Below are 20,818 nucleotides of genomic sequence, written 5' to 3'. Positions count from 1 at the left end.
CACATCCCCTTTCGATGTCATTTCGCCAGCCCGGGCAACACGGCTCGGGCGGCATAACCCTAGCACAAAAATAGAACGATCGTGCTAATCTAGACGCATGCTGTTGCGGCAAGCGTTTCGTTTCGCAGACAATACGCTCCCGAATAAAAGCATTCTAACGGTTAGAGGAACGCCAATGACCCCCGCAAGCCTCATCGAGCAATACGGCCCGCGCGAATCGATGGAATACGACGTCGTGATCGTCGGCGGCGGCCCCGCCGGGCTGTCGGCGGCGATCCGGCTCAAGCAGCTGGCCGCCGAGAAAGGCACCGAGATCGGCGTGTGCGTGCTCGAGAAGGGTTCCGAGATCGGCGCGCACATCCTGTCGGGCGCGGTGATGGACCCGCGCGCGATCACCGAGCTGTTCCCCGACTGGAAGGAACAGGGCGCGCCGCTCACCGTCGAGGTGAGCGAGGACCGCTTCCTGTTCCTGTCCGAGAAGAGCGCGGTGACGACGCCGAACTGGGCGCTGCCCGAGAACTTCAAGAACCACGGCAATTACGTGATTTCGCTGGGCAACGTCACGCGTTGGCTCGGCCAGCAGGCCGAGGCGCTGGGCGTCGAGATATTCCCGGGATTCCCGGCCGCGGAAATCCTGTACAACGACGACGGCTCCGTGAAGGGCGTCGCGACCGGCAACATGGGCGTGGGCAAGGACGGCGAGCCGACCGAGAACTTCCAGCTCGGCATGGAGCTGCACGCGAAGTACACGCTGTTCGCCGAAGGCTGCCGCGGCCATCTGGGCCGCCAGCTGATCTCGAAGTTCAAGCTCGACGCGAACGCCGATCCGCAGGCGTACGGGATCGGCATCAAGGAGCTGTGGGAAATCGATCCCGCCAAGCACAAGCCGGGCCTCGTGATCCACACGGCCGGCTGGCCGCTGAAGTCGGATACGTACGGCGGCTCGTTCCTGTATCACATGGACAACAATCAGGTCGTGGTCGGCTTCGTGGTGGGCCTCGGCTACACGAACCCGTACCTGTCGCCGTTCGAGGAATTCCAGCGCTACAAGACGCATCCGTCGATCCGCGCGTTCCTGGAAGGCGGCAAGCGCGTGTCGTACGGCGCGCGCGCGATCACCGCGGGCGGGCTGCTGTCGCTGCCGAAGACGGTGTTCCCGGGCGGCGCGCTGATCGGCGACGACGCGGGTTTCCTGAACGCATCGCGGATCAAGGGCAGCCACGCGGCGATCAAGACCGGCATGCTGGCGGCGGACGCCGCGTTCGACGCGGTGCAGGCCGGCCGTCAGTCGGACGAACTCAACGCGTATCCGGACGCCTTCAAGCAGTCGTGGCTGTACACGGAGCTGTACCGCGCGCGCAACTTCAAGCAGTGGATGGCCAAGGGGCTGTATCTCGGCACGCTGATGGTCGGGCTGGAGCAGAAGGTGATGGGCGGCAACGTGCCGTGGACGCTGCACCACCAGCACGCGGATCACGAGATGCTGAAGCCGGCGTCGCAGTGCGAGCCGATCGAGTATCCGAAGCCGGACGGCAAGCTGACGTTCGACCGGTTGTCGTCGGTGTTCATCTCGAACACGAACCACGAGGAGAACCAGCCGGCGCACCTGACGCTGAAGGATGCGAGCGTGCCGGTGAACGTGAACCTGCGCACGTACGCGGGGCCGGAGGGGCGCTTCTGCCCGGCGGCGGTGTACGAGTTCGTGAAGAACGACGACGGCAGCGATCGGCTGGTGATCAACGCGCAGAACTGCGTGCACTGCAAGACCTGCGACATCAAGGACCCGACGCAGAACATCGTGTGGGTCACGCCGGAAGGCGGCGGCGGGCCGAATTACCCGAACATGTAACCTGCCGGAACGCGCCGCCACGCGCGGCGCGTTTATTAGGGCCGCTGCAAACTGCTGCAAACGAAACGGGGCGCTGCATCACGCAGCGCCCCGTTTGCATTCGTCGCTCGATGGTCGAGACGGGGCGCCCCGCGCCCCGCCCTCTTGCGTCAGGTCGCGCTACCGGCGATCTTCGGCGTCTGCGTCTCGACGTCGCTGCACTGCGCACGATGGCGCAATGCATGGTCGATCAGCACCAGTGCGAGCATCGACTCGGCGATCGGCGTCGCGCGGATGCCGACGCACGGATCGTGGCGACCGAAGGTTTCCACCGTAGCCTCCTCGCCGGCCTTCGTAATCGAACGGCGCGGCGTGCGAATGCTCGACGTCGGCTTGATCGCGATCGACACGGTGATGTCCTGTCCCGTCGAGATCCCGCCGAGCACACCGCCCGCATGGTTGCCGACGAAGCCGCCCGGCGTCAGCTCGTCGCCGTGCACGGAGCCGCGTTGCGCGACGCTGTCGAAGCCCGCGCCGATCTCGACGCCCTTCACCGCGTTGATGCTCATCATCGCCTTCGCGATGTCCGCATCGAGACGGTCGAACACGGGCTCGCCCCAGCCGACCGGCACGCCCGACGCGACGACGTCGATGCGCGCGCCGATCGAATCGCCATCCTTGCGCAGCGCATCCATGTAGGCCTCGAGCTCGGGAACGACCGCCGCGTTCGGCGAGAAGAACGGATTCTCGCGCACGTGCGACCAGTCGACGAACGGCACGTCGATCTCGCCGAGGGCGCTCATGCAGCCGCGCACCTCGACGCCGAAGCGCTCGCGCAGCCACTTCTTCGCGACCGCGCCCGCGCCGACGATCGGCGCGGTCAGGCGTGCGGACGAGCGGCCGCCGCCACGGTAGTCGCGGATGCCGTACTTCTGCCAGTACGTGTAATCGGCATGGCCGGGACGGAACGTCTCGACGATGTTGCCGTAGTCCTTGCTGCGCTGGTCGGTGTTACGGATCAGCAGCGCGATCGGCGTGCCGGTCGTCACGCCTTCGAACACGCCGGACAGGATCTCGACCTCGTCGGCCTCCTGCCGTTGCGTCACGTGTCGCGACGTGCCGGGCTTGCGGCGATCGAGCTCGACCTGGATGTCGGCTTCGGTCAGCCCCATCCCCGGCGGGCAGCCGTCGATCACGCAGCCGATCGCGGGACCGTGCGATTCGCCGAAGGTCGTGACAGTGAAAAGCGTGCCGAGGGTATTGCCGGACATGATGGAACCGCCCAAAGAGAAATGGGCAAACCGATGCGCCGCCCGGGCCGCAGGCAGGTCGATCGTTTGCCGGTCGAGAAAAAGAGGTAAGCCGCTATTATGCCAGCCGTCCCGAGAGCGCGTGCCGCATGAGACGCAGGCCGGGCGCACGGTACATGCACGCGCAGCCCGGGCGGTGCGGCCGGAAGCCCGTTCCGGCCCGCTTGCAGGCAAAATACTCGCCTGGCGCGATACCGGCAGGCACCCCGCCCGCCTACTTCCGCGCGCCGCGCAGCTCGGTCACCGCGGCCTGCAGCGATTCGGGCGTCGCGACCGACGCCGGAATCGGCTCGCCGACCGCCAGCGTCAGCCGGCTCATCACGCCGCGCTTGATGGGCCGCGGCATCCGCGCATCGGAATGCCGCGAAAAATAGCTGCCCCACAATCCGCGCAGCGCCATCGGAATCACCGGCGCCGGCGTGCGGCTCAGGATCTCGGTGATGCCGTGGTGGAACGTGTTGATGTCGCCCGTCTTCGTCAGCTTGCCCTCGGGGAAGATACACACGAGTTCGCCGTCCTTCAGCGCGGCCTCGCAGGCGTCGTAGGCGCGCGCGAGCATCCCGGGATCCTCGTGGCGCGGCGCGATCGGGATCGCCTTCGCATGCCGGAACACCCAGCTCGCGAAGCGCGTCTTGAAGATCCGGTGATCCATCACGAAACGGATCGGGCGCGGACTCGCGGCGGCCAGCACGAGCGCATCGACATAGCTGACATGGTTGCAGACGAGCACGGCCGCGCCCTCAGCCGGGATCCGCTCCGCGTGCACGAGGCGAATCCGGTAGAAAGTGTGCACGAGCACCCACGCGACGAAGCGCAGCAGGAACTCGGGCACGAGCAGGTAGATATACGCCGCGACGATGACGTTCAGCAGCGCGGTGACGAGGAACAGGCCCGGGATGCCGACGCCGGCCTTGGTCAGCCCCATCGCCATCACGGCCGACAGGATCATGAACAGCGCGTTCAGGATGTTGTTCGCGGCGATGATCCGCGCACGGTGCGTCGGTGCGCTGCGGCTCTGGATCAGCGCGTACAGCGGCACGCTGTAGAAGCCGCCGAACATCGCGAGCAGGAACAGGTCGGCGAGGATGCGCCAGTGGCGCGCGCCGGCCAGGAATTCGCCGACCGACAGCAGGTGGCCGGGCGACGGCAGCGCGTGGCTCGCGAAATACAGCTCGATCGCGAACACGCTGATGCCGATCGAGCCGAGCGGCACGAGGCCGATCTCGACGCGCCGCTGCGACAGGCGCTCGCACAGCAGCGAACCGAGGCCGATGCCGACCGAGAACGTCGCGAGCAGGATCGTAACGACGTCGGGGCTCGCGGACAGCACGTCCTTCGCGAAATTGAAGAACGACGTGAGGAACGTCGCGCCGACGAACCACAGCCACGAGATGCCGAGCAGGCTCAGGAACACGGTGCGGTTCTGCCGCGCGAGCCCGAGATTGCGCCAGGTCTCGCTGAACGGATTCCAGTTGATCACGAGATCGGGCTGCGGCGCCGGCGTGGACGGCACGCGCTGCGCGACGAGCCGCCCCGCGAGCGCGATGACGACGACACTCACCGCGAGCACGCGCTCGCCGCTGCCTTCGATGCCCGCGGCCGCGCCGCCGATGATCGTACCGATCAGGATCGCGATGAACGTGCCCATCTCGACGAGACCGTTGCCGCCGACCAGTTCGTGTTCGCCGAGATGCTGCGGCAGGTACGAATACTTGACGGGCCCGAACAGCGTCGAGTGCATCCCCATCATGAACGTGCACAGATACAGCAGGGTCGCGCTGTGCATGACGAAGCCGGCCGCGCCGACCAGCATCAGCACGATCTCGAAGGTCTTCACGAAGCGCGTGAGGGTCGCCTTGTCGTACTTGTCGGCGATCTGGCCGGACGTCGCCGAGAACAGCACGAACGGCAGGATGAAGATCGCGGAAATCAGGAATGCGGCAGTCTTCGCGTCGACGCCGGAGAATCGTGCGGTGTGATAGGTGACGAGCGACGTGAAGCCGATCTTGAAGACGTTGTCGTTCAGCGCACCGAGGAACTGGGTCGTGAAGAACGGTGCGAAACGGCGCTCGCGCAGCAGGTCGAACTGCGATGCGTGGGCGCGCCGTTCGTCGCGCCGCCCCGAAGTGGCTTGCGTTTGATCGCTCATGCGGAATACGCGCGCGTCGTCTTGGCGAAGCTGCGCGGGCCTTGTTGTGTTGTCGTTGAAAAAACGGCGGCGCAGGACAAACCTGCGCCGCCGCGTGCCGGATGGCGACGCCCGCGCGTCAGGGCGCGGGGCGCGGCGTGGTTCACGGCTTGTGCGCTTCGGCTTCCGATTCCGGCCAGTCGCGGATGTACGCCTTCAGCATCCGGTTCTCGAAGCTCTGCGCCTCGACGACCGTCTTCGCGACGTCGTAGAACGAAATGACGCCCATCAGCACCTTCTTGTCGAGCACGGGCATGTAGCGCGCGTGCCGCTCGAGCATCATCCGGCGCACTTCGTTGACGTCCGTTTCCGGCGTGCACGTGAGCGGCTCGTCCATCACCTTGCGCACCTGCACGTCGCCGATCGCACCGCCGTTGACGTGCAGGCGCAGGATGATCTCGCGGAACGTCAGCATCCCGACGAGATCGCCGTACTCCATCACGACGAGCGAACCGATGTCGTGCTCGGCCATCGTATCGACCGCTTCGCGCAGCGGCTTATCGGGCGTCACCGTAAACAGCGTGTTGCCCTTCACTTTCAGAATATCGCTGACGCGCATCGTAGTCCCCTCATGCTTGAATGCAAAACCTCTTTCGATCCTATCGGAAAGCCTGTCAAAAGGAAAGCACGGGCCGGCGCGGCGGGCCGCCCCGCTTGCGGACACCGGCCGCCGGCCGCACAATGGCCGCATGAACAGCGGCCCGAGGAGACGGCCATGGCGCATACCCATTCGGAGCAATTCGCCAGCTTCGCTGATTTCTACCCGTATTACCTGAACGAACACCAGAACCCGACGTCGCGGCGGCTGCACTTCATCGGCTCGCTCGGCGTGATCGGCTGCGTCGCGATGGCGATCGCGACAGGCAACTGGCTGTGGCTGCCGGCGGCTGTCGTCTGCGGCTACGGGTTCGCGTGGGTCGGACACTTCTTCTTCGAGAAGAATCGTCCGGCCACGTTCCGGCACCCGATCTACAGCCTGATGGGCGACTGGGTGATGTTCAAGGACATCTGCATCGGCAAGATTTCACTGTAGCCGCCGGCCCCGCATTCACGCGGGCCGCGGCGGCCGCGCATGCGGGTCGGGCACGCCGTCCGGCGCCTGCCCGGGGATGCCCGCCGGCTGTGCGCCCGCGAGCCGGTGCGCGGCGATCAGCGACGCGAGCGACACGTCGAATCGCTCGTTCGACAGCACCTCGAGCAGCGCAGCGCCGTCGACATGGCTGCGCCGCCGCTGCAACTGGTAAGTCAGCTCCGTGCGATCGATCACCAGCACGTCGAACAGTTGCGCCAGGGTCAACTGCTCCGGGTTCGCCAGCAGGACATAGCGCGGCGCGGCATCGCCGCCGTCCAGCCGCGCGACCCATTCGCGTTCCTCCATGGTCGTCAGCAGCCGTTGCGCGGTTTCCATGTCGCAGCGCAGCATGGCCGCGAGCCGCAGCGCCGCGTACCCGGGCTTGCCGGCCGCGCGCGCCTCGGCAAGCCGCGCGAGCAGTTCGAGCGCATCGAGCAGGTCGCTGCCCGGATAATGGATGCGATGGAACTGGCCGACGCGGATCGCCGGCAGCGCGGAAGTCACCATCGCACCGAGAAGCGCGACGAACCAGCTGAGATACACCCACAGCAGGAACACCGGCAGTGCCGCGAATGCGCCGTACACGGCCGTATAGGTCGGAATGCGCCGCACGTAGTAGCCGAAGCCGCGCTTCGCGAGCTCGAACGCAACGGCCGCGAACAGCCCGCCGATCACCGCGTCGCGCCATGCGACCGTGCAGTTCGGCAGGTACACGTACAGCAGCGTGAACGCGAGAACCGTCAACGGCAGCGATGCAAGCGCGAGCAGCCACTCGACGATCGACGTGGACGGCGCGGCGCCGGTGAACGCCAGCGACTGTGTAAACAGGTACGACGAGATCGACAGGCTCACGCCGAACAGCAGCGGGCCGAGCGTGATCAGCGCCCAGTACGCGAGCACGCGCTGCGCGAACGGCCGCGGCTTGCGCACCCGCCAGATCAGGTTGAACGCCGATTCGATCGTCATCATCGTCATCACCGACGTGACGACAAGCACGATCAGGCCGGCCGTCGTCAGCCCCTTGGCCTTCGACGCGAACTGGTTCAGGTACTTGAAGATCTGGATGTTGAACTGCGCGGGCATCAGATGATCCGCGAGGAACCCCTGCAGCGACAGCTGGAACGACGCGAACATCGGGAACGCGGTGAACAGCGCGAACGCGACCGTCACGAGCGGCACGAGCGCCAGCATCGTCGTGAACGTAAGGCTGCCCGCCACTTGCGGGATGCGATCCTCGGCGCTGCGCCGGGCCGCGAACTGCGCGAGGCGCTTGAGGGTGTCGAGATCGACGCTCAACTTCGGCAAACGGCTTCTCCTACTTGGTGCTGCGCGCCCGAAGGCGCGCCGCCGCCGCGCTGCGCGACGGCTTCAGCCCCTATAATAGCCGCTCGATCCAGCAGGGGCCGACTGCACCGGGCACGCGCGCGGCCGCACGCGGTTCCGTAGCCCATGAAAGACATCCTCGTCCTCTATTACAGCCGTCACGGCGCCACGCGCGATCTCGCGCTCGCGATCGCCAACGGCATCGACAGCGTGCCGGGCATGCAGGCACGCATCCGCACCGTGCCGCCCGTGTCGACGGTCTGCGAAGCCAGCGCCCCCGACATTCCCGCCGACGGTCCGCCCTATGCGGAACTGCGCGACCTCGAGGAATGCGCGGGCCTCGCGCTCGGCTCGCCGACCCGCTTCGGCAACATGGCCGCCGCGCTCAAGTATTTCCTCGACGGCACGACGCCGCAATGGCTGTCGGGCGCGCTGACCGGCAAGCCGGCGAGCGTGTTCACGTCGACCGGCAGCCTGCACGGCGGCCAGGAATCGACGCTGCTGTCGATGATGCTGCCGCTGCTGCATCACGGGATGATGATCGTCGGGATCCCGTACACCGAATCCGCGCTCAGCACGACCCGCACCGGCGGCACGCCGTACGGCGCGTCGCATGTCGCGCAGCACGGCCGCGCCGACCCCGAAGGGCTGTCGGCGGACGAAAAGGCGCTCGCTGCCGCGCTCGGCGTGCGGCTCGCACGCGCGGCGGCGGCCCTCTCCAACGCGCAGGCCGCCGAAGCCGCATGAACGCGCCCGCCCGCCCCGCCGTTGCCGCCCGGCCGCGCTGCGCGCTGGCCGCCGTCGCGTGCCTCGTCGCACTGATCGTGCTGTCGCTCGCGTGGGAGCTGTGGCTCGCGCCGCTGCGCCCGGGCGGCTCCGCGCTGATGCTGAAGGCCATCCCGCTCGCGCTCGCGCTGCCCGGCGTCTGGCGGCGTAACATCTATACGATGCAGTGGGCGAGCATGCTGATTCTCGTCTATTTCGCCGAAGGCATCGTGCGCGGCATGTCCGATCGCGGGTTGTCCGCGACGCTCGGCTGGTGCGAGACCGCGCTTGCCGTCGGCTTCTTCGTGGCGGCGCTGGCGTACGTCGCGCCGTTCAAGCGCGCGGCGAAAAAGTCGCGCGCCGCGTCCTGACCCTTACGCGACAAGGTGATGATGTCCTCCGAAGCTTTCGTTTCCGCGTGCCGCGACGCGATCGGCGCCGACCACGTGCTGACCGATCCGCACGATACCGAACCATTCCTGACCGACTGGCGCCGCCGCTACAAGGGTGCCGCGTGCGCGGTGCTGAAACCCGCGAACACGGCCGAAGTCGCCGCGCTCGTCAAGCTGGCCAACGCGCACGGCATCGCGCTCGTGCCGCAAGGCGGCAACACGGGCCTCGCCGGCGGCGCGACGCCCGACGCGAGCGGCAGTCAGGCCGTCCTCAGCGTCGCGCGCCTGAACCGCGTGCGCACGCTCGATCCGCACAACAACACGATCACCGTCGAGGCCGGCGTGATCCTCGCCGACGTGCAGGCACGCGCCCGCGACGGCGGCCGGCTGTTCGCGTTGAGCCTCGCGGCGGAAGGCAGCTGCACGATCGGCGGCAACCTGTCGACCAATGCCGGCGGCACCGCGGTGCTGCGCTACGGCAACGCGCGCGAGCTGTGCCTCGGGCTCGAGGTCGTGACGCCGCAGGGCGAGATCTGGGACGGCCTGCGCGGGCTGCGCAAGGACAACACCGGCTACGACCTGCGCGACCTGTTCATCGGCGCGGAAGGCACGCTCGGGATCATTACCGCTGCCGTGATGAAGCTGCATCCGCTGCCGGCCGCCCAGGTCACGGCGCTCGCCGCGCTCGAATCGCCGCACGCGGCACTCGACTTCCTCGCGCTCGCGCAGCGCGCGGCCGGGCCGCTGCTGACCGGCTTCGAGCTGATGTCGGATTTCTGCATGCAACTGGTCGGCAAGCACTACCCGCAACTGCGCTACCCGTTCACGCAGACGCATTCGCAGACGGTGCTGCTCGAACTGTCCGACAACGAAAGCGAAGCGCATGCGCGCGCGCTGTTCGAGAAACTGATGGAAGAAGCGTTCGAGGCCGGGCTCGTGGTCGACGCGGTGGTCGCGGAAAATCTCGCGCAGTCGCGCGCGTTCTGGGACCTGCGCGAGCACATCCCGCTCGCGCAGGCCGACGAGGGGCTCAACATCAAGCACGACATCGCGGTGCCGATCTCGTCAGTCGCGCGGTTCATCGACGAGACCGACGCGGCGATCCAGCAGGCCGCGCCGGGCGCGCGGATGGTCACGTTCGGCCACCTCGGCGACGGCAACCTCCACTACAACGTGCAGATGCCCGAAGGCGGCGATCCGAAGGCGTTCCTCGCCGCGTTCCAGGCGCCGATCAACCGGATCGTCTACGACAACGTGCACCGCCACCACGGCACGATCAGCGCGGAACACGGGATCGGCCAGTTGAAGATCGACGACGCACAGCGCTACAAGTCGCCGGTCGAAACGACGTTGATGCGCACGCTGAAGACCGCGCTCGACCCGCGCGGCCTGATGAATCCCGGCAAGGTCCTGCGCTGAAGCCGCCCACTCCGGAGCGAAGCCCGTGAAAGTCCGCGTACTGTCCGACCTGCATCTCGAAAGCAACCAGCCCGACGTGATCGCGCATGCCGACGCGGATCTCGTCGTGCTCGCCGGCGACATCCACAATCACGCGGAAGGCCTGCGCTGGGCCGCCGAGACGTTCGACCCGGCCGTGCCGGTGATCTACGTGCCGGGCAACCACGAGTACTACGACGGGGAATTCGGCGCGCTGGAGGCGGCGATGCGCGACGCGGCGCATGCGCTCGACAACGTGCATTACCTGAACAACGGCATCTATGTCGATCCTGAACAGCGCTTCCGCGTGCTCGGCACGACGCTGTGGGCCGATTTCTCGCTGTTCGGCAGCGACGAAGCCAGCATCGCCGCCGCAATCGACGCCGGGCTGCGCGTGATGCTCGATTTCAAGGGATTGATCCAGGTGACCTGGCCGCACGACGCGGCGCTGCATGCGGCACCGGGCGCGGCGGAGCGGGATTTCTCGCCGGCCGATGCGATCGCGCTGCATCGGCAAGGCCGCGCGTGGCTGGAAGCGCAGCTCGCGGTGCCGTTCGCGGGGCGGACGATCGTCGTCACCCATCATGCGCCGCACCGGCGCTCGCTGGCGGAACGCTATGCGGAAGACCTTGCGTCGGCGGGGTTCATCACGGATATGGCGGAACTCGTGCGGCCGCCGGTGGATTTGTGGATCCACGGCCACACGCATACGTCATTCGACTATGTTGCGGAGGGCGGCACACGCGTGGTGTGCAATCCGCGCGGCTACATCCGTCGGCGCACCGGCGAACTGGAAAATACCGCGTTCGTGTGGGACAAGGTCGTCGAGCTCGGCTGAACGCCGGCCCGCCCGGCCGCGTTGCGCGGCCTTCTCCGACCGGGGCTGATATGGGCTGATATGGCCCGATCAGCGGTCGCTGCGGCGCGATCCGTGCTGCGCCGCGCGCACGCGCACCGGCACCGGCTTCATCCGTGCCTTCGCCTTCATCGCGCGCAGCAGGTCGCGGGTCGCCGCGGCGGCAGCGGCCGCGCCAAGCAGGACTCCAAGGCCGATCATCAGGTGCGTGTCCATTGCTACTCCGGGGTGACGTATCTCGATTACTTTAACAGTATCAAACTGTCCGACACGCGTTCGTAAAAAAATGTTGCGTGAAGGACAAATCTCGTCAGATTGCGGTCAACCGCGCGGTCATGTCGCACGCGTGTACTGCTCGAGCGCGGCTTCGTCGGCGGCGAGCGTGGACGGCAACTCGTCGCGCAGGAAATCGACCCAGGTACGGATTTTCGCGTCGAGGTACTGACGCGACGGATACAGCGCGTAGATGCTCATCACGTGCGACCGGTACTCGGGCATCACGCGCACGATATGCCCGCTGCGCAGCCAGCCGATCGCCGAATAAAGCGGCAGCCCGCCGATCCCCATCCCCTCCCGCACGGCCACCGCGAGCGCCTCGGCGACGTTCACGCGAAACGGCGGCGCCGTGATCGGAACGACCTCTTCGCCGTTCGGCCCCGCCAGCGCCCATTCGTCGTAGTGAAAGCCCGGCGCGACCATCCCGAGGCACACGTGCTGCGCGAGATCCGCCGGCCGTTGCGGCACGCCGTGCGCCTCGACGTAGCCGGGCGACGCGCACACGACGCTGTAGCTCTCGCCGAGCCGCTGCGACACGAGCCCCGAATCGGGCAGGTCGCGGCCGACGACGATTGCAACGTCGTACCCCTCGTCGAGCAGGTCGGGCATCCGCTGCGCGAGCGTCAGCTCGACGTGCACGTCCGGATAGCGCTCGCGATAGCGCGCGACGGCCGGCACCAGGTAGTGCTGGCCGAGGCTCGTGAAGCAATGGACCTTCAGCTTGCCGGACGGGCGCGCGTGCGCGTCGCCGGCCTCGGCTTCGGCCTGGTCGACGTACGCGAGGATCTGCTCGCAGCGCTGCAGGTAGCGCTCGCCGGCTTCGGTCAGCGCGATCCGGCGCGTCGTGCGGTTCAGGAGGCGCGTGCGCAGGTGCGCCTCGAGATCCGAGACCGCGCGCGACGCATAGGCGGTGGTCGAATTCATCTGCTGGGCGGCCGCGGTAAAGCTCCCCGCGTCGACCACGCGGACGAATACCCGCATGTTTTGTAACGTATCCATCCGATTACCCGTTTGAATCCGGACGGATTGTTGCACAGAGGCGAACAAGTATTGTCTCAGGATTCGTAAAAATGACTTGCACCGTTGTTCGTTTATTCAGGAATCACTGAAAAATATAATCGCATCCGACTCATCTATATCCGAAAGGGAGAAAATCGTGCAGTCTCCGGCGACAAAAGGGACGCTCGCACTGGCGGTTCTTGCAGTCTCATTAATAATGGCCGGATGCGCGAGCATGGGCGACAACAAGCCGCAGTCGGCCCGCATCGAAGCGAACGCGCTCGACGCCGGCGCCGCGATCCGAGCGGCCGACCGCGACGCGGGCTGGCCCGCGGCCGACTGGTGGCGCGCCTACCGCGATCCGCAGCTCGATTCCTGGATCGCCGCCGCCCAGGCCGGCAACCCGACGCTCGCAGCCGCCGAGGCACGCGTGCGCGAAGCGCAGGCGATGGCGCGCGTCGCCCGCTCTGCCGAACTGCCGCAGATCAACGGCAACCTGTCGCTGATGCGCGAGCACTGGCCCGACAACGTGTTCTACGGCCCGGGACCGCTCGCGAACGCGGACACCTGGAACAACACCGGCACGCTCGGCCTGTCGTACCACCTCGACCTGTGGGGCAAGGACAAGAACACGACCGAGCGCGCGCTCGACACCGCGCATGCGAGCGCCGCCGACGCGCGCGCGGCGAAGCTCGAACTCGAAGTCAACGTCGTGCGCGCGTATGTCGGCATGTCGATGAACTATGCGCTGCTCGACCTCGCGCACGAAACGTTCGAACGCCAGCGCTCGCTCGCCGATCTCGCGCGCAAGCGGCTGCAGGCCGGCCTCGGCACGCAGCTCGAAGTGAGCCAGGCGGAATCGACGCTGCCCGACTACGAGCGCCAGATCGACAGCTATGAAGAAGCGATCCAGCTCGCGCGCCACCAGCTCGCCGCACTGGCCGGCAAGGGCCCGGGCGCCGGCGACGCGATCAAGCGGCCGCAGCTTGCGCTCGACGCGCCGGCCGGCCTGCCGTCGGCGCTGCCGGCCGACCTGCTCGGCCGCCGCCCCGATGTGGTCGCGGCGCGCTGGACGGTCGACGCGCAGGCGCGCGGCATCGATGTCGCGAAGGCCTCGTTCTACCCGAACATCGACCTGCTGGCGACGGTCGGCGGCTTCGGCGTGACCGCGCCGTTCACCGACTTCCTGCGCGCGATGAACGGCGGCTGGACGGCCGGCCCCGCGCTGACGCTGCCGATCTTCGAAGGCGGCCGGCTGCGCGCGCAGCTCGGCGCGGCGAATGCCGGCTACGACCAGGCGGTCGAGCGCTACAACCAGACGATCGTCGGCGCGCTCAAGGACATCGCCGACCAGGTCGTGCGAATCCGCTCGCTCGATACGCAGAAGAAGGACGCCGCGCGTTCGGTGGCCGCCAACGACCGCAGCTACCAGTTGTCGCGCGAGGGCTTCCGCCGCGGGCTGACCGATTACGTGAACGTGCTGATCGCGCAACAGCAGCTGCTGCGCGCGCAGGAGACAGCGGCCCGCATCGATGCGGAACGCCTCGCCGCGCACGCGCAGCTGATGGCCGCGCTCGGCGGCGGCGTCGAGACGGGCAAAGACGTTCCGGCGGACGATCAACCCGCCGACGGCGCCAACCCGTCGGGCGGGAAGCCCGCGGCGGCCGTTGCCCGGCCCGCGCAGGTCGCCGCTGCCGGCACGTCCGGCACGCCGGCCGCACGGTAACGCGGAGCGCCCGCCATGTCAGCCTCCTCCCCCGCTTCCACGCACGCCGGCGGTCCGCTCGCGGCCTGGTCCGCCGCGTTCGGCGACTGGGCCCGCAGCGACGGCGCCGCGTGGCTCTATCTGTTCAAGGCGCTGCTCGCCGCGTTCATCGCGACCGGCGTGTCGATGCGGCTCGACCTGCCCGCGCCGAAAACGGCGATGACCACGGTGTTCATCGTGATGCAGCCGCAAAGCGGCGCGGTGCTCGCGAAGAGCTTCTACCGCGTCGCCGGCACGATCTTCGGGCTCATCGCGACGCTCACGTTCGTCGGACTGTTCCCGCAGCAGCCGCAGCTGTTCCTGCTGGCGGTCGCACTGTGGGTCGCGCTGTGCACGGCCGGCGCCGCGCGCAACCGCAACTTCCGCAGCTACGGCTTCCTGCTGGCCGGCTATACGACCGCGCTGATCGGGCTGCCCGCATCGCAGCACCCGGACGGCGCGTTCATGAGCGCGCTGACGCGCGTTGCCGAAATCATGGTCGGGATCGTGTCGGCCGGCGTGGTCAGCGCGCTCGTGTTTCCGCAGTACACGGGCGAGCAGATGCGCACGACGGTGCGCAAGCGCTTCGGCAGCTTCGTCGACTATGTTGCTTCGGCGCTGTCGGGCAAGCTCGACCGCGCGCATATCGAAACCATCCATACGCGCTTCGTCGCCGACGTGGTCGGTTTCGAGGCCGCGCGCAGCATGGCCGTATTCGAGGATCCGGATACGCGGATGCGCAGCGGCCGCCTCGCGCGGCTGAACAGCGAGTTCATGAGCGCGTCGAGCCGTTTCCATGCGCTGCACCAGTTGATGAACCGGCTGCATGCGGCCGGCGCGCAGGCCGCGATCGACGCGATCGAGCCGTACTTCCGCGAGATCGCGCCGCTGCTGCTGACGCCCACGGGCGAACCCGTGCGCACGTCGACCGACGCGGGGCACGCGGCCGAGCAACTGCTCGCATGGCGCGACGCGCTGCCGCGCCGCATCCGCGCGACCCGTGCGGCGCTCGAAACGCAGCCGGACTTTCCGCTGCTCGACTTCGATACGGCCGCCGAACTGCTGTACCGCTTCATCACCGACCTGCACGAGTACGCGGCGACCTATGCGTCGCTGTCGACCGCGACGCACGAACGCGAGCGCTGGATCGAACGCTACGAGCCGCGCACCAACATGACGGCGATGGTGATCGCGGCGATTCGCACCGCGACCGTGATCCTCGTGCTCGGCTGGTTCTGGATCGAGAGCGCGTGGCCGAGCGGCGTGACGCTCACGCTGACGGCGGCGGCCACCTGCGCGCTCGCGTCGTCGACGCCGCGCCCGACCGCGATGTCCGCGCAGATGGGCATGGGGACGGCACTCGCCGTCTGCACGGGCTTCCTGCTGACGTTCGGTATCTATCCGCACATCGACGGCTTCCCGCTGCTGTGCGTCGCGCTCGCGCCGCTGCTCTCGATCGGCATCTTCATGACGCTGAAGCCGAAGCTCGCGGGCTACGGGATGGGCTACCTGATCTTCTTCAGCTTCCTCGCCGGCCCGGACAACATCACGCACTACGACCCGACCAGCTTCATGAACGACGCGCTCGCGCTCGTGCTGTCGATGCTGGCGTCGGCGATCGCGTTCGCGGTGCTGTTCCCGCCGACCGCGCCGTGGCTCAAGAAGCGGCTGTTCGCCGACCTGCGCCACCAGGCCGTCGCGGCCTGCCACGCACGGCTCGCCGGCTTGCGCACGCGCTTCGAGAGCGGCGCGCGCGACCTGATGTACCAGGCCCACACGCTGTCGGCCGACCAGCCCGACGTGCAGCGCGATGCGCTGCGCTGGATGTTCGCGGTACTCGAAACCGGCAACGCGGCGATCGACCTGCGCCACGAGCTGGCGACGCTGCCGTCCGACCCGCGCTATGCGCCGTCGATGCCGTGGCGTCGCGCGATCGAGACGATGCGCGGCTCGCTGTCGACGCTGTTCGCGAAACCGAGCGCCGAGCGCTTCGATGCAACGCTCGCCGCGACCAATGCCGCAATCGACGCGACCCGGCAGACGCTCGACGCGTTCGAGCCGACGCGCGACGAGCGCCACCGGCTGCAACGCATCCTGAGCCATCTGCATTTCGTGCGCACCGCGCTGCTCGATCCGGAATCGCCGCTCGAGCCGCTCAACCGCAACCGCCCCGTGCGTCCCCAACCAGGAGCCTCGTCATGATGCCGCGTGAAATCGCCATTCTCGATGCCTACATGCCCACGGTGGTGCTGATGTTCGTCCTCGGCGCACTCGCGACCTGGGCCGTCGACCGCCTGCTCGCCTACACGGGCCTCTACCGTGTCGTCTGGCACCCGTCGCTGTTCCGGGCCTGCCTGCTCGTCTGCATTTGCGGCGGACTGAGTCTTGCCGTTTACCGTTGATTCCGAACCATCATGATTCTCAGAAAACTCTTCGGCTTCGTCGCGACCGCCGTCATCCTTCTCGTCGCGATCCTGATCGGGCGCTCGCTGTGGGTGCACTACATGGACGATCCGTGGACGCGCGACGGGCGCGTGCGCGCCGAGATCGTCAACGTCGCGCCGGACGTGTCGGGCGCGATCGTCGAGCTGCCCGTGCATGACAACCAGCTCGTGAAAAAAGGCGACCTGATCATGCAGATCGACCCGTCGCACTACCAGATCGCGGTCGAGCAGGCGCAGGCGGCCGTCGCCGCCCGCCGCGCGGAACTGCAGATGCGCCGCGACGACGCGGCCCGCCGCGCGGATCTCGATGCGCTCGTCGTGTCGAAGGAAAACCGCGAGAACGCAGCACACAGCGCGTCGAGCGCCGATGCGCAGTACCAGCAGGCAATCGCCGCGCTCGACGCCGCGAAGCTCAATCTCGAACGCACGCGCGTCGTCGCGCCGGTCGACGGCTACATCACGAACCTGCAGACGTTCAAGGGCAACTACGCGGTGGCCGGCCAGGCGAAGCTCGCGATCGTCGACAGCCACTCGTTCTGGGTCTACGGCTACTTCGAGGAAACCAAGCTGCCGCGCGTGAAGATCGGCGCACCGGCCGAGATGCGGCTGATGAGCGGCGGCGTGATGAAGGGCCACGTCGAAAGCATCTCGCGCGGCATCTACGATCGCGACAACCCGCAAAGCCGCGACCTCGTCGCGGACGTGAACCCGACCTTCAACTGGGTGCGCCTCGCGCAGCGCGTGCCGGTGCGCATCCGGATCGACGAAGTGCCTGCCGACGTGGTGCTGTCGGCGGGCACGACCTGCACGGTCATCATCGATCCGGACAAGCAGAAGAAATCGTAAACGCGGAACGGCCGGGCGCGCTCAGGCCGCGATGCGAAAACGGCCGACCAGCGACTTCAACGCCTGCGCCTGTTCGTCGAGCGCGTTCGCGGCAGCAGCCGCCTGTTCGACGAGCGCCGCATTCTGCTGCGTGCCGGCGTCCATCTGCGTGACCGCGCGGCCGATCTCCTCGATCCCGGCGCTCTGCTCGTCCGATGCCGCGGAAATCTCGCCGATGATGTCCGTCACGCGCTTGACCGCGCGCACGACGTCGTCCATCGTGCGGCCCGCGTCGTGCGCGAGCGCCGCGCCGTTCGCGACGCGCTCCACCGATGCGCCGATCAGCGCGCGGATCTCCTTCGCCGCCGTCGCCGCGCGCTGCGCGAGCAGGCGCACCTCGCCCGCGACCACCGAGAAGCCACGCCCCTGTTCGCCGGCGCGCGCGGCCTCGACCGCCGCATTCAACGCGAGAATGTTGGTCTGGAACGCGATCCCCTCGATCGTGTCGATGATTTCGCGAATGTTCTTCGCGCTGTCGTCGATCTCGCTCATCGTCGCGACCACCCGCCCGACGACTTCACCGCCCGTTTCCGCAACGGCCGACGCATTGGCCGCGAGCGTGCTCGCCTGCCGCGCATTCTCGGCGTTCTGCCGCACGGTCGACGTGAGCTGCTCCATGCTGGCCGCGGTGCGTTCGAGCGCGACGGCCTGCTGCTCGGTGCGCCGCGACAGGTCGAGATTGCCGGTCGAGATCTCGCCGGACGCGGCCGCGATGGCCTCGGCGCTGACGGCGATCTCGCCGACGGTCGCCGCGAGCCCCGTCTGCATCTCGGCCAGCGCGCGCACCATGCTGTCGCGGTCGTGCCGGCCGAGCGCGATCGGGCGCGTCAGGTCGCCGCGCGCGATGTCGGCGGCAATCGCCTTCGCGTGCGCGGGCTCGCCGCCGAGCTGCGACGCGAGGCGCCGCACGACGCGTTCGGCGATCGCGATCGCGAGCACGATCAGCGCGGCCGTCATGATCGCGATCATCGCGAACGACGACGAGAAAATGGTGGCGGACGCATCGAGCGTCGCCTTCGATTTCTCGCCGCGCGTCTTCACGAGTTCGGCGACGAGCTTTTCGAGCTTGCCGGTTTCGACCAGCAGCGACACGTCCTGCGTGCCGACCTGCCAGTTCATCTGCGACAGGTCGAGCGGCTGCGCGCGCACGAGCGCGACGAAATCGCGCAGATGCGCGCTCCACGTGCCGACAGCCGTCGAGAACGCACGCAGCCGCGCCGAATCGCCGGCGTCGGCCGGATCCGCATAGCGCTGCAGCGTGCCGAGCGCCTGGCCGATCGACGCGAGCCCCGCGCCGACCTCGGCGCCCAGTTCGTCGCGCTCCTTCGCGGTGGTCGCGGTCAGCAGCATCTTCTGCGCACGGCTCGCCCGCAGCACCTCGGCCCGGACTTCCTGCGCCGCGCGGCTCGCGACGTGGCCCTGCTCGTAGACCGACGAGATCGACGCGTTCAGCCGGCTGATCTGCCACAGCGAAAACACGCCGATCGCGAGCGTGCCGGCCAGCAGGATCGCGAACGCGGCGCGCAAGGTCGCCTTGACGGTCCACGGCCGGCGCTCGCGACGCGCCGCGCGCGGGCGCCGTGCGGCGCGACCGGCGGCAACGTCGGGTGCGGCGGCGGCCGCACCCGGCTGCGGATGCAATGATGCTGCTTTCATCGATATATCCCCGTATGGATCACGCTGCCGGAAAGGTCGGTTCCGGCGTTCCGCGATGGCAGGCCATGCCGCGCGTCCTGCGCCTGCACGGCGGGTAGCCGGTGCCGGGCGCGGCGCACCTGTGGTCATTGGGTCGTTCTACGGCCGCCACCGCCGTTTCTTGAGTCCGGTAAAACACGCACCGGGCCCCGGCGCGGCCTCGCAGTCAGGCAGACGCGCCGCCAGCGTTATACCCGGTCAAAAAAACGGACAACCGCCGATCTGTCGGATGAATGTCCGATTCGCGATAAAACTTGGCCTGACATTCTCTATACGCCACATTACACTTCTTTGACGCATCAACGATTCGAAACGCGCCGATCCCCATCAGAGCGCGCCCGTTACCTCAACTCGTTCAGCTCACATGGAAACCAGCCTCGACACCGGAGCCGCCGGCGCAACCGCCGCGCAGCCGTCCGCGCCCCCCGCATCGCGCACCGTCTATCCGGTGCTCGGCGCGATCAGCTTCTCGCACATGCTCAACGACATGATCCAGTCGTTGATCCTCGCGATCTATCCGATGCTCAAGAGCCAGTTCGCGCTGTCGTTCGCGCAGATCGGCCTGATCACGCTCACCTACCAGATCACCGCGTCGCTGCTGCAGCCGCTCGTCGGCCTCTATACCGACAAGCGTCCGAAGCCGTATTCGCTGCCGGTCGGCATGGGCTTCACGCTCGCGGGACTGCTGCTGATGTCGGTCGCGCCGAGCTTCCCCGTGCTGCTGGTGGCCGCGGCGCTGGTCGGCTGCGGCTCGTCGGTATTCCATCCCGAATCGTCGCGCGTCGCGCGGATGGCGTCGGGCGGCCAGCACGGGCTCGCGCAGTCGGTATTCCAGGTCGGCGGCAACGCGGGCTCCGCGCTCGGGCCGCTGCTCGCCGCGCTCGTGATCATTCCGCACGGCCAGCACAGCATCGCGTGGTTCTCGGCGGCCGCGCTCGTCGCGATGGTCGTGCTCACGCAGATCGGCCACTGGTACAAGAAGCATCCGTCGATGAAGAAGAAGGCCGCGGCGGCCGGCCACCCGACGCTGTCGCGCGGCCGCGTGATCGGCGCGATCGGCGTGCTGGTGCTGCTCGTGTTCTCGAAGTATTTCTATCTCGCGAGCATCAACAGCTATTTCACGTTCTACCTGATCGACAAGTTCCACCTGTCGGTGCAGGCCGCGCAGATCCACCTGTTCGTGTTCCTCGCGGCCGTGGCGGCCGGCACGCTGATCGGCGGGCCGGTCGGCGACCGGATCGGCCGCAAGTACGTGATCTGGGTGTCGATCCTCGGCGTCGCGCCGTTCACGCTGCTGCTGCCGTACGCGAACCTGTTCTGGACGAGCGTGCTGACCGTGATCATCGGCATCGTGCTCGCGTCGGCGTTCGCCGCGATCCTCGTCTATGCGACGGAACTGATGCCCGGCAAGGTCGGGATGGTCGCGGGCCTGTTCTTCGGCTTCGCGTTCGGCCTCGGCGGCGTCGGCGCGGCCGTGCTCGGCCAGCTCGCCGACGCGACGAGCATCACGTTCGTCTACAAGGTGTGTTCATTCCTGCCGCTGATCGGCGTGCTGACGGTGTTCCTGCCGAACCTCGAAAGCAGCCGGCGCAAACAGGCGTGAC

Annotated in this window: 18 protein-coding genes; 11 read left to right on the top strand and 7 right to left on the bottom strand. The window is 67.8% G+C overall.

Annotated features, from left to right (window positions below):
- The first annotated feature begins 175 nt into the window (after positions 1–175).
- Complete coding sequence (locus tag FPJ27_RS26300; protein WP_204426235.1) at positions 176–1,849, top strand: electron transfer flavoprotein-ubiquinone oxidoreductase; 1,674 nt, start codon at positions 176–178, stop codon at positions 1,847–1,849.
- Positions 1,850–1,998: 149 nt separating this feature from the next.
- Here FPJ27_RS26300 and aroC read toward each other — a convergent pair whose 3' ends face one another.
- From aroC to FPJ27_RS26285, 3 genes are all read right to left on the bottom strand, one after another.
- Positions 1,999–3,099 (bottom strand): chorismate synthase, encoded by a 1,101-nt coding sequence (aroC, locus tag FPJ27_RS26295; RefSeq protein WP_204426234.1) that lies wholly within the window; start codon positions 3,097–3,099, stop codon positions 1,999–2,001.
- A 253-nt stretch (positions 3,100–3,352) separates the two neighbouring features.
- On the bottom strand, positions 3,353–5,287 hold the full coding sequence (locus tag FPJ27_RS26290; RefSeq protein ID WP_072444310.1) for an MFS transporter: 1,935 nt from the start codon (positions 5,285–5,287) through the stop codon (positions 3,353–3,355).
- A 142-nt stretch (positions 5,288–5,429) separates the two neighbouring features.
- The gene (locus tag FPJ27_RS26285) at positions 5,430–5,885 is read right to left on the bottom strand and encodes a CBS domain-containing protein (protein ID WP_006488504.1); all 456 of its coding nucleotides are present in this window, start codon (positions 5,883–5,885) and stop codon (positions 5,430–5,432) included.
- Between the two features lie 156 nt (positions 5,886–6,041).
- Between FPJ27_RS26285 and FPJ27_RS26280 the strand changes: the two genes are divergently transcribed.
- Positions 6,042–6,359, top strand: coding sequence for an Mpo1-like protein (locus FPJ27_RS26280; protein ID WP_072444312.1), 318 nt, complete (start codon positions 6,042–6,044; stop codon positions 6,357–6,359).
- Between the two features lie 15 nt (positions 6,360–6,374).
- Here the strand turns inward: FPJ27_RS26280 and FPJ27_RS26275 are convergent, their stop codons facing one another.
- Positions 6,375–7,703 carry a YihY family inner membrane protein gene (locus FPJ27_RS26275; RefSeq protein ID WP_204426233.1) on the bottom strand — a complete coding sequence of 443 codons (1,329 nt, stop codon included), beginning with the start codon at positions 7,701–7,703 and terminating at the stop codon, positions 6,375–6,377.
- 144 nt (positions 7,704–7,847) lie between these two features.
- Here FPJ27_RS26275 and wrbA point away from each other — a divergent pair, with 144 nt between their 5' ends.
- Genes wrbA through FPJ27_RS26255 form a run of 4 tightly spaced genes read left to right on the top strand, consistent with a single transcriptional unit; the run spans position 7,848 to position 11,153 of the window.
- Positions 7,848–8,468, top strand: a complete 621-nt coding sequence (gene wrbA / locus FPJ27_RS26270) for an NAD(P)H:quinone oxidoreductase (protein WP_111017255.1) — start codon at positions 7,848–7,850, stop codon at positions 8,466–8,468.
- The gene (locus tag FPJ27_RS26265) at positions 8,465–8,857 is read left to right on the top strand and encodes a DUF2069 domain-containing protein (protein WP_204426232.1); all 393 of its coding nucleotides are present in this window, start codon (positions 8,465–8,467) and stop codon (positions 8,855–8,857) included. The genes wrbA and FPJ27_RS26265 overlap by 4 nt, the downstream gene beginning before the upstream one ends.
- Before the next feature lie 18 nt (positions 8,858–8,875).
- The gene (locus tag FPJ27_RS26260; RefSeq protein ID WP_204426231.1) at positions 8,876–10,297 is read left to right on the top strand and encodes an FAD-binding oxidoreductase; all 1,422 of its coding nucleotides are present in this window, start codon (positions 8,876–8,878) and stop codon (positions 10,295–10,297) included.
- Positions 10,298–10,322: 25 nt separating this feature from the next.
- Entirely contained in the window at positions 10,323–11,153 is an 831-nt protein-coding gene (locus FPJ27_RS26255) for a metallophosphoesterase (RefSeq protein ID WP_204426230.1), read from the top strand.
- 69 nt (positions 11,154–11,222) lie between these two features.
- Here the strand turns inward: FPJ27_RS26255 and FPJ27_RS26250 are convergent, their stop codons facing one another.
- The gene (locus tag FPJ27_RS26250) at positions 11,223–11,387 is read right to left on the bottom strand and encodes a hypothetical protein (protein ID WP_165948056.1); all 165 of its coding nucleotides are present in this window, start codon (positions 11,385–11,387) and stop codon (positions 11,223–11,225) included.
- A gap of 117 nt (positions 11,388–11,504) precedes the next feature.
- Positions 11,505–12,446 (bottom strand): LysR family transcriptional regulator, encoded by a 942-nt coding sequence (locus tag FPJ27_RS26245; protein ID WP_204426229.1) that lies wholly within the window; start codon positions 12,444–12,446, stop codon positions 11,505–11,507.
- A gap of 157 nt (positions 12,447–12,603) precedes the next feature.
- Here FPJ27_RS26245 and FPJ27_RS26240 point away from each other — a divergent pair, with 157 nt between their 5' ends.
- The 4 genes from FPJ27_RS26240 to FPJ27_RS26225 are packed head-to-tail and all read left to right on the top strand — an operon-like array spanning position 12,604 to position 17,480.
- The gene (locus FPJ27_RS26240; protein WP_204426228.1) at positions 12,604–14,172 is read left to right on the top strand and encodes an efflux transporter outer membrane subunit; all 1,569 of its coding nucleotides are present in this window, start codon (positions 12,604–12,606) and stop codon (positions 14,170–14,172) included.
- A gap of 15 nt (positions 14,173–14,187) precedes the next feature.
- The gene (locus FPJ27_RS26235) at positions 14,188–16,392 is read left to right on the top strand and encodes an FUSC family protein (RefSeq protein ID WP_204426227.1); all 2,205 of its coding nucleotides are present in this window, start codon (positions 14,188–14,190) and stop codon (positions 16,390–16,392) included.
- On the top strand, positions 16,389–16,592 hold the full coding sequence (locus tag FPJ27_RS26230) for a DUF1656 domain-containing protein (RefSeq protein ID WP_048244099.1): 204 nt from the start codon (positions 16,389–16,391) through the stop codon (positions 16,590–16,592). Before FPJ27_RS26235 ends, FPJ27_RS26230 begins: the two co-directional genes overlap by 4 nt.
- Before the next feature lie 12 nt (positions 16,593–16,604).
- Positions 16,605–17,480 carry an HlyD family secretion protein gene (locus FPJ27_RS26225; protein ID WP_014897260.1) on the top strand — a complete coding sequence of 292 codons (876 nt, stop codon included), beginning with the start codon at positions 16,605–16,607 and terminating at the stop codon, positions 17,478–17,480.
- A gap of 21 nt (positions 17,481–17,501) precedes the next feature.
- Here FPJ27_RS26225 and FPJ27_RS26220 read toward each other — a convergent pair whose 3' ends face one another.
- Entirely contained in the window at positions 17,502–19,175 is a 1,674-nt protein-coding gene (locus tag FPJ27_RS26220) for a methyl-accepting chemotaxis protein (RefSeq protein WP_204426226.1), read from the bottom strand.
- Between the two features lie 403 nt (positions 19,176–19,578).
- On the opposite strand from FPJ27_RS26220, the gene FPJ27_RS26215 reads away from it, so the two are divergent.
- On the top strand, positions 19,579–20,817 hold the full coding sequence (locus FPJ27_RS26215) for an MFS transporter (protein ID WP_072444332.1): 1,239 nt from the start codon (positions 19,579–19,581) through the stop codon (positions 20,815–20,817).
- Position 20,818 lies beyond the last annotated feature (1 nt).

Origin of the sequence: Burkholderia sp. MS455 (assembly GCF_016899445.1) — a bacterium.
GTDB classification, from domain to species: domain Bacteria; phylum Pseudomonadota; class Gammaproteobacteria; order Burkholderiales; family Burkholderiaceae; genus Burkholderia; species Burkholderia pyrrocinia_C.
This window is presented reverse-complemented; position numbering and strand designations above follow the sequence as displayed.

Bases quoted from the DNA above. Each gene is read 5' to 3' on its own strand.
- FPJ27_RS26300 (WP_204426235.1), top strand. From the start codon at position 176: ATGACCCCCGCAAGCCTCATCGAGCAATACGGCCCGCGCGAATCGATG.
- aroC (WP_204426234.1), bottom strand. From the start codon at position 3,099: ATGTCCGGCAATACCCTCGGCACGCTTTTCACTGTCACGACCTTCGGC.
- FPJ27_RS26290 (WP_072444310.1), bottom strand. From the start codon at position 5,287: ATGAGCGATCAAACGCAAGCCACTTCGGGGCGGCGCGACGAACGGCGC.
- FPJ27_RS26285 (WP_006488504.1), bottom strand. From the start codon at position 5,885: ATGCGCGTCAGCGATATTCTGAAAGTGAAGGGCAACACGCTGTTTACG.
- FPJ27_RS26280 (WP_072444312.1), top strand. From the start codon at position 6,042: ATGGCGCATACCCATTCGGAGCAATTCGCCAGCTTCGCTGATTTCTAC.
- wrbA (WP_111017255.1), top strand. From the start codon at position 7,848: ATGAAAGACATCCTCGTCCTCTATTACAGCCGTCACGGCGCCACGCGC.
- FPJ27_RS26265 (WP_204426232.1), top strand. From the start codon at position 8,465: ATGAACGCGCCCGCCCGCCCCGCCGTTGCCGCCCGGCCGCGCTGCGCG.
- FPJ27_RS26260 (WP_204426231.1), top strand. From the start codon at position 8,876: ATGATGTCCTCCGAAGCTTTCGTTTCCGCGTGCCGCGACGCGATCGGC.
- FPJ27_RS26250 (WP_165948056.1), bottom strand. From the start codon at position 11,387: ATGGACACGCACCTGATGATCGGCCTTGGAGTCCTGCTTGGCGCGGCC.
- FPJ27_RS26245 (WP_204426229.1), bottom strand. From the start codon at position 12,446: ATGGATACGTTACAAAACATGCGGGTATTCGTCCGCGTGGTCGACGCG.
- FPJ27_RS26235 (WP_204426227.1), top strand. From the start codon at position 14,188: ATGTCAGCCTCCTCCCCCGCTTCCACGCACGCCGGCGGTCCGCTCGCG.
- FPJ27_RS26230 (WP_048244099.1), top strand. From the start codon at position 16,389: ATGATGCCGCGTGAAATCGCCATTCTCGATGCCTACATGCCCACGGTG.
- FPJ27_RS26225 (WP_014897260.1), top strand. From the start codon at position 16,605: ATGATTCTCAGAAAACTCTTCGGCTTCGTCGCGACCGCCGTCATCCTT.
- FPJ27_RS26220 (WP_204426226.1), bottom strand. From the start codon at position 19,175: ATGAAAGCAGCATCATTGCATCCGCAGCCGGGTGCGGCCGCCGCCGCA.
- FPJ27_RS26215 (WP_072444332.1), top strand. From the start codon at position 19,579: ATGGAAACCAGCCTCGACACCGGAGCCGCCGGCGCAACCGCCGCGCAG.